The sequence below is a fragment of the Bradyrhizobium sp. AC87j1 genome (genome assembly GCF_002936975.1).
Lineage (GTDB): Bacteria > Pseudomonadota > Alphaproteobacteria > Rhizobiales > Xanthobacteraceae > Bradyrhizobium > Bradyrhizobium shewense.
The window spans coordinates 1-6268 of record NZ_PTFE01000185.1 but is presented as its reverse complement, the minus strand read 5'-3'; the positions used below and the strand labels follow the sequence as shown (position 1 = coordinate 6268).

Below are 6268 nucleotides of genomic sequence, written 5' to 3'. Positions count from 1 at the left end.
CCGGTGCAGCCGGCCTCGGCGCTGCACATGCGCTGGCGGGCTCCGGCCTCGCCGCGATCGTGCTGGAGGCACGGTCCAGGCTCGGCGGCCGCGCCTGGACCGTACAGGCCTCACCTGACGTGACCTTCGACGTCGGCTGCGGCTGGCTGCACTCGGCGGACAAGAACTCCTTCGTTTCGATCGCGCAGCGGCTCGGTTTCGAGCTCAACAAGGACCTGCCGCCCTGGCGCGAGCGCGCCTATGGCAACGCGTTTCCGCAAGGCGAGCGCGACGATTTCATGCGCGCGATGGACGCCTTCTATGAGCGCCTCTGGGAAGCCGCGCAGAAGGGCAAGGATGAGCCTGCGAGTCGGAGCCTCGAGGCGGGCAATCGCTGGAATCCCATGATCGATGCGATCTCGACCTATATCAACGGCTGCGAACTCAAGGACATGTCAACGCTGGACTGGGACGCCTATGAGGATTCTGGTCTCAACTGGCGCGTCCGCCGCGGCTATGGCGCGCTTGTTGCGGCCTACGGCGCGCCCTGCCCGGTGGCGTTGAACTGCAACGTCGCGTTGATCGATCATTCCGGCCGACGCATCCACCTCGAAACCTCGCAGGGCACACTGACCGCGGACAAGGTGATCATCACCGTGCCGACCAACCTGATCGCCGATGAGACGATCCGCTTTTCACCGCCGCTGCCGTCCAAGGTCGACGCAGCAGCCGGCCTGCCGCTCGGCATCGACGACAAGGTGACGCTCGCGCTCGAGGACGCCGAAGCCTTTCCCAAGGAAGCAAACTTGCGCGGCGCCACCATGCGCACCGCGATGGGCACCTACCACATCCGCCCGTTCGGCCAGCCCTGCATCGAAGGCTTCTTCGGCGGCAGCTTTGCACGCGCGCTGGAAGATTCCGGCGACGGCGCCATCGCCGCCCACAGCATCGACGAGATCGCGGGCTTCCTCGGCAACGACATCCGCCGCAAGCTGAAGCCGCTCGCCGAGTCGCGCTGGGCACATGATCCGTTCGCGCGAGGCTCCTATTCGCATGCGCTGCCCGGCCACGCCGGGGATCGCGCCGTGCTGGCCGCGCCGGTAGATGGTCGGCTGTTCTTTGCAGGAGAGGCGACGTCGCCGACCTTCTTCACGACCGCGCATGGGGCGCGGGACAGCGGGGAACGGGCGGCAAAGGAAGTGCTGGCGGCAATCGGGAAGCGCTAACCTCCCCACCAATGTCGTCCCGGCGAACGCCGGGACCCATACCGCGTGATCTTTCAGTCACGCGTGGGGCGCGTACCGCGGATTGACCCTAACTTCCAGTCTTCGCCAAACTCCGTCCTGTGGTTATGGGTCCCGGCGTTCGCCGGGACGACACCAATCTTGTGGTGCCGCTGTCGCGTCACTCGATCACCCGCGCCCGCAAATCTGCATCGGGCACGAAGCACGCGTCATACTTGCCGAAGATGCGATAGCGGTTGCGCGCGATGAGGTTGTACACGGGGTCTCGCAGCGGCTTCGGCACGGCGAACAACATGCGCACCCACCCCCAGCGGGGAAGCAGAGACAATACCGTCAGTGCAGCGTCGGACTTCAGAAACGCCTCGCCGCCATGAAAAACGGCATTGGTGTCGGGATCGTCGGGATCGATGCCGAATGTCCGCGCGAGCCGGGCTCCATAGTCCGACTGGATCGGCGTGAAGCGAAACCGCTTCGCCGTGTCGCGCTGCGCGACGAAGCGGACCCAGCGCGAGCAGAAGACGCAGACACCGTCGAACAGGATCACATCGTCGTCGGGCCATTTGCTCATCAGCGATTATCCAGCGTCAAGAGCGCCACCAACATCAGCACGATCGCCGGCCCCGTCTTCACCAGCGCGCCGAGCGGCTCGATCCAGAGATCGGGCGTCAGAACCGCCGCGCCGAACATATAGCCGAGCGAGGCGACGATGCCAGCAACGAGCCCGGCCGCCGCGGTGCGGCGGAAGGCAATCAGCACGCCGATGCTCATGTCCATCAGGCTGGTGCCGATGGTGATGGGATCGACCAGCGCGGCCGGGAAGTCGTGCGCCGTCAGGATGCCGGCGGCGGCACGGTAGGACACGAACACCGCGATGAAGCCGGAGATCAGCCAGAACACGACGAGGCTGGCGAAGATCAGCGCCTTGACCAGGAATAGCCGCGCGAACCATTTGTCCTGAACGGTCGCGGGATGACGACCAATCATATCGACCAACGTCTTCGGCGTGATGCCCGTGGCGGCGATCCATCCCGAGGGATCCCCTTGCACGCCGCGGCGCAGCTCGGCGATGGCCGTGGAGCGCATCGGCGGCATCCAGCCGAGATAATTGGCGAGATCGCCGATCTTGGCGCCGAGATCGAGCATGAAGGACGGCATCGCGACATGCGGCCACCCGGCCGTGCCGAACGCAAGGCGGAACTGCCTGATGACGCCGGCCATGGTGACCGGCTCAGCCTGCATCAGATCCCAGCCCACGGCTTTTACAGAGGCATCGTCGATGTCGCGCGCGGCAAGCCAGGCGATGGTGGCCGAAATATCCTCGATGGCAACAGGCTGGAACGACGTCGCCATCGCCTTGTCCGGCAGGTTGAGTGGGAAGGCAGCGAGCGCGCGGAGCATGGCGCTGCCGCCATAGGCGGATGGTGCGACCACGAAGCCCGGCCGCAGGATGGCGTGCGCAATGCCTGAGGCCGCGATCAGGCGCTCGGCCTCGCGCTTGGTCGTTGCGAAGGCGGTGCGATCAGCTTCGGCCGCTCCGGGGATCGAGATGTGCACCAGCCGGATCGCGCGGCCGCTGTCGGTGATCGCCGTAAGCAGGCGCGCAACGAAATCGCGATGCACGGCACCTGTGTCGCTGCCGGGGCCGTCCTGGAGCACGCCGAGACAGTTTACGACGACATCCACCGCACGCTCGCGCAATACGCGCGTCAGCACCGTCACGTCGAGCGAGAGGATCGGCAGCTCGATGTCGAGCGCGCTCGTCTTCTGCGCCGGTGACAGGCTGCGCGCCACGCCAAGCGCGCGAAAGCCACGCGTGCGAAGATCGTCAGTAACGAAGCGGCCGATCAGGCCGGAGGCGCCGAGCACCAAGATGGTTCGCTGGTTCATCACTGCTCTCAAAAAGGCTTTGCAACCATCAGCCAGAGGATCAGCATCGTCGCGCCGAAACCGGGGAAGCCGAACGCGAACCAGCGGCGAAACAGGACGAAGTATCGTTGTGGCAACGCCTTGTGCTGCTCTGCGGCCTTGCGCGCGAGATCGCGCATCTCGATCTGCATGAACACGACAGGGATCCAGAACAGGCCGGCGACGACATACAACACGAGCGAGGCGAGCAGCCAGCGCTCGGTGATCGACGTCGCGGAGAGCATCATCAGCAAGCCGCCCGTGATCGGCTGGAGGAGCACGGCCGACAGTGTGAAGATTGCGTCCGCAATGACGACGACCGAAGCGGTGCGCGCGATGAACTCCGCATCGTCGGTGCGATGCGCCATCAGCATGAAGAAGGCGATGCCGGTTCCGGTGCCGAGGATGACGATGGCACCGAGCACATGGAGAAATTTGACCAGGAAATACAGCGTCATGGCTTCTTGGTCGCTGTCGGCTTGCCCTGATTCAGCGCTCCCACGAGCTCCCGGCTCGCGGCTTTGACGCCGGCCTCACTCTCGATCATCCAGTGCCCCTCGCTGCCGGCGGCCGGCAAGGTGTGGAAGTCGACCTTGCCGCCGCTGCCGCGAAATGCGTCGGCCAGGCCCTTTGAAAACGCCGGCGAAAAATAGCTGTCATTGGTCGCAACGAGCCATGTGACAGGGATGCGCGCGCCCTTGCCGAACTCTGCAGCAGTGGCAAGCAGCGTGTGCGGCGCGCAGATCCGGTTCGGCTCATCATTGGCATGGCCGCCGCGCCCCGGCGCAAACACTGTGATCCCAGCGATCAGCTTCGGATCGGCATTGGCGAGCGCCAGCGCACCCCAGCCGCCGGCGGAATGGCCGATCACAATGGCAGCCTCCTTGCGGATGAAATCCTGCTTTCGCAAGAACTCCAGCGCGAGCCGGATTTCCTCGGCCGTTGCACGGCCCGAACGCGCATAGTCCGCCTCGTCACATCCGCCCTGGTCCTCGACATAGCCGCCGCCGGTCGCACCATGGCCGAGCCGCTCCGGCACCAGCACGGCAAAACCGCGCCCGACGAGATAGGCGGCGAGCGGACGATATTCCGGCTGCGGCATTTGCGCTCGACGCAATACATTCTGCGTCGAGGCGTGTGCGACGACCGCAAGCCGGAACGGACCTGCGCCGGCGGGGCGAAACAGCAGGGCATGCGCAGCAATGTCGGTATCCGGCGACGGCACCCGCCACGCTTGTCGGCGAAACGGTTCGCCCTCCTCGCCCGCTGAGCCAAACGTGACCTGAGCGCACAGAGGCGGCGCGGTCAGCAGGGCCAGCAGAGTCAGGAGCGCGAAGATGTTGAGAAGCCGCATGAATGGCCGAGGGCGAGCACGAACAGCGACAGCCACACTAGTAGGAACGAATCACTATGGGCGGACTTTCTGCGTGTCCCTCGCCCTTCATTCGTTGCCGCAGAGGGAGTTTTGCACCGACACACGGCACGCCGGTGCCATTCGAGTCGGCGTCCTGTCTTTTTTCGGTACAACATGGTTCAGATACTGATGCACAAAGTCCACACGTTAACCGATAATTAACGATAGGTCTTGCCGCCGGCGCGGCGACTTGGTTTGATTGCGCCCATGAGCACAACCCTGATCGAGGTCCGGCCGGCCAAAGCTGCAGATGCAACTGCGGTGGCGTCTACTCATGACGAAGCCTGGCGCTCCGCCTATCAGGGCATCATTCCCGGCGCCGAGCTGGAAAAGCTCATCAACCGCCGCGGCCCGCAATGGTGGGACAGCGCGATCCGCAAGGGCAGCCGCGTCAGCGTGCTGGTGTTCGGCGACAAGATCGCGGGCTACGCTAATTACGGCCGCAACCGCGCCCGCAGCCTGCATTTCGACGGCGAGATCTACGAGCTGTACCTGCGCCCCGAATTCCAGGGCCTCGGCTTCGGCCGCCGCCTGTTCGCCTCCGCCCGCCGCGACCTGATGCAGAGCGGGCTGAAGAGCATGGTGGTGTGGGCGCTCTCGGACAACGACCCGGCGACGGAGTTCTACCGGGCGCTGGGGGGCCGTATGGTGGCCCGCTCGTCGGAGCGGTTCGGGCCGAAGTCGCTCGACAAGGTTGCCTTCGCTTGGACCAATTGAGCTGCTGAAAGCCTAGGCGGCAGCGTTTCCCTTCCGTCGATACCGTTGCCTTTGAGCCGGTGACTTCCGGATTCATTATTTCACAAAAACGCGATGGATCAGCGGGCCAAGCCCGCGTATGACAGCGCCAAATCGCTGCCGGGCGCGATTTATCCTCGGCAATAACGGAGCCTTGAATGCGTATCGATGCGATCTCGATCGGGAAGAACGTACCTCACGAAGTCAACGTCCTCATCGAAGTCCCCGTGGGCGGCGAACCGATCAAATACGAGATGGACAAGGAGGCCGGCACGCTGGTGGTCGACCGCTTCCTCTACACGCCGATGCGTTACCCCGGTAACTACGGCTTCATCCCGCACACCTTGTCGGATGACGGCGACCCCTGCGACGTCCTGATCATCAACACCCGCGCCATCATTCCTGGCGCCGTCATGAGCGTCCGCCCGGTCGGCGTGCTGTTCATGGAAGACGAAGCCGGCGGCGACGAGAAGATTCTGGCGGTGCCGTCGTCGAAGCTGACGCAGCGCTACGACAAGGTGAAGTCGTACTCTGACCTGCCTGACATCACGCTGCAGCAGATCCAGCATTTCTTCGAGCACTACAAGGATCTCGAGAAGGGCAAATGGGTGAAGATCCTTCGCTGGGGCGGCCCGGAGGACGCGCACAAGCTAATCCTCGAGGGCATGGATCGCGAGAAGAAGAAGAAGGGCTGAAGCATCCGTGTCCCGGACGCGGCGCGGCATGAAATGACGCGACGCAGAGCCGGCAACTGTTATTGGGGGCCGGCCTTCAGGTACGGTTTCCTGTCGCGCATCATAGCGTTAAGGACCGTTAGCAGCTTCCTGGCAACGGCAATGAGGGCGAGCTTGGCCGGTTTGCCGGCCTGTCGCAATCTTTCATAGAAGGCCTTGAACGGATCGGCCCGTCGAACCGCGTTGAGAGCAGCCATGTAGAGAGCGTCGCGAACGCGCTTTCGACCGCCGGCGATCTTGCGTTTGCCACGGAAGGC

8 protein-coding genes are annotated in these 6268 nt (G+C 64.3%); 3 read left to right on the top strand and 5 right to left on the bottom strand.

Features of this window, described 5'->3' with window-relative positions:
* Positions 1-1205 (top strand): flavin monoamine oxidase family protein (locus tag CV770_RS40240; protein ID WP_104466238.1); only part of this gene is annotated, 1205 nt, incomplete at its 5' end.
* 178 nt (positions 1206-1383) lie between these two features.
* Here the strand turns inward: CV770_RS40240 and CV770_RS40235 are convergent.
* From CV770_RS40235 to CV770_RS40220, 4 genes are read right to left on the bottom strand one after another with little or no spacing between them, the layout of a single operon-like run.
* Positions 1384-1791, bottom strand: coding sequence for a thiol-disulfide oxidoreductase DCC family protein (locus CV770_RS40235; protein ID WP_091965084.1), 408 nt, complete (start codon positions 1789-1791; stop codon positions 1384-1386).
* On the bottom strand, positions 1791-3110 hold the full coding sequence (locus tag CV770_RS40230) for an SDR family oxidoreductase (RefSeq protein WP_201760254.1): 1320 nt from the start codon (positions 3108-3110) through the stop codon (positions 1791-1793). The genes CV770_RS40235 and CV770_RS40230 overlap by 1 nt, the downstream gene beginning before the upstream one ends.
* Positions 3111-3118: 8 nt before the next feature.
* The gene (locus CV770_RS40225; RefSeq protein WP_091965087.1) at positions 3119-3586 is read right to left on the bottom strand and encodes a DUF2269 family protein; all 468 of its coding nucleotides are present in this window, start codon (positions 3584-3586) and stop codon (positions 3119-3121) included.
* A complete protein-coding gene (locus tag CV770_RS40220) occupies positions 3583-4482 on the bottom strand; it encodes a dienelactone hydrolase family protein (protein WP_104466236.1) in 900 nt (299 codons plus the stop codon). Before CV770_RS40220 ends, CV770_RS40225 begins: the two co-directional genes overlap by 4 nt.
* Before the next feature lie 267 nt (positions 4483-4749).
* On the opposite strand from CV770_RS40220, the gene CV770_RS40215 reads away from it, so the two are divergent.
* Entirely contained in the window at positions 4750-5259 is a 510-nt protein-coding gene (locus CV770_RS40215) for a GNAT family N-acetyltransferase (protein ID WP_018318962.1), read from the top strand.
* A 176-nt stretch (positions 5260-5435) separates the two neighbouring features.
* Complete coding sequence (ppa, locus tag CV770_RS40210) at positions 5436-5972, top strand: inorganic diphosphatase (protein ID WP_018318963.1); 537 nt, start codon at positions 5436-5438, stop codon at positions 5970-5972.
* 59 nt (positions 5973-6031) lie between these two features.
* Here the strand turns inward: ppa and CV770_RS40205 are convergent.
* The coding region (locus CV770_RS40205; RefSeq protein ID WP_146101263.1) for a transposase at positions 6032-6268 on the bottom strand (237 nt) is incomplete at its 5' end.

What these genes read in the sequence shown, in the direction of transcription:
- CV770_RS40235 (WP_091965084.1), bottom strand. Translation starts at nt 1,791, where the DNA reads ATGAGCAAATGGCCCGACGACGATGTGATCCTGTTCGACGGTGTCTGC.
- CV770_RS40220 (WP_104466236.1), bottom strand. Translation starts at nt 4,482, where the DNA reads ATGCGGCTTCTCAACATCTTCGCGCTCCTGACTCTGCTGGCCCTGCTG.
- CV770_RS40215 (WP_018318962.1), top strand. Translation starts at nt 4,750, where the DNA reads ATGAGCACAACCCTGATCGAGGTCCGGCCGGCCAAAGCTGCAGATGCA.
- CV770_RS40230 (WP_201760254.1), bottom strand. Translation starts at nt 3,110, where the DNA reads ATGAACCAGCGAACCATCTTGGTGCTCGGCGCCTCCGGCCTGATCGGC.
- ppa (WP_018318963.1), top strand. Translation starts at nt 5,436, where the DNA reads ATGCGTATCGATGCGATCTCGATCGGGAAGAACGTACCTCACGAAGTC.
- CV770_RS40225 (WP_091965087.1), bottom strand. Translation starts at nt 3,586, where the DNA reads ATGACGCTGTATTTCCTGGTCAAATTTCTCCATGTGCTCGGTGCCATC.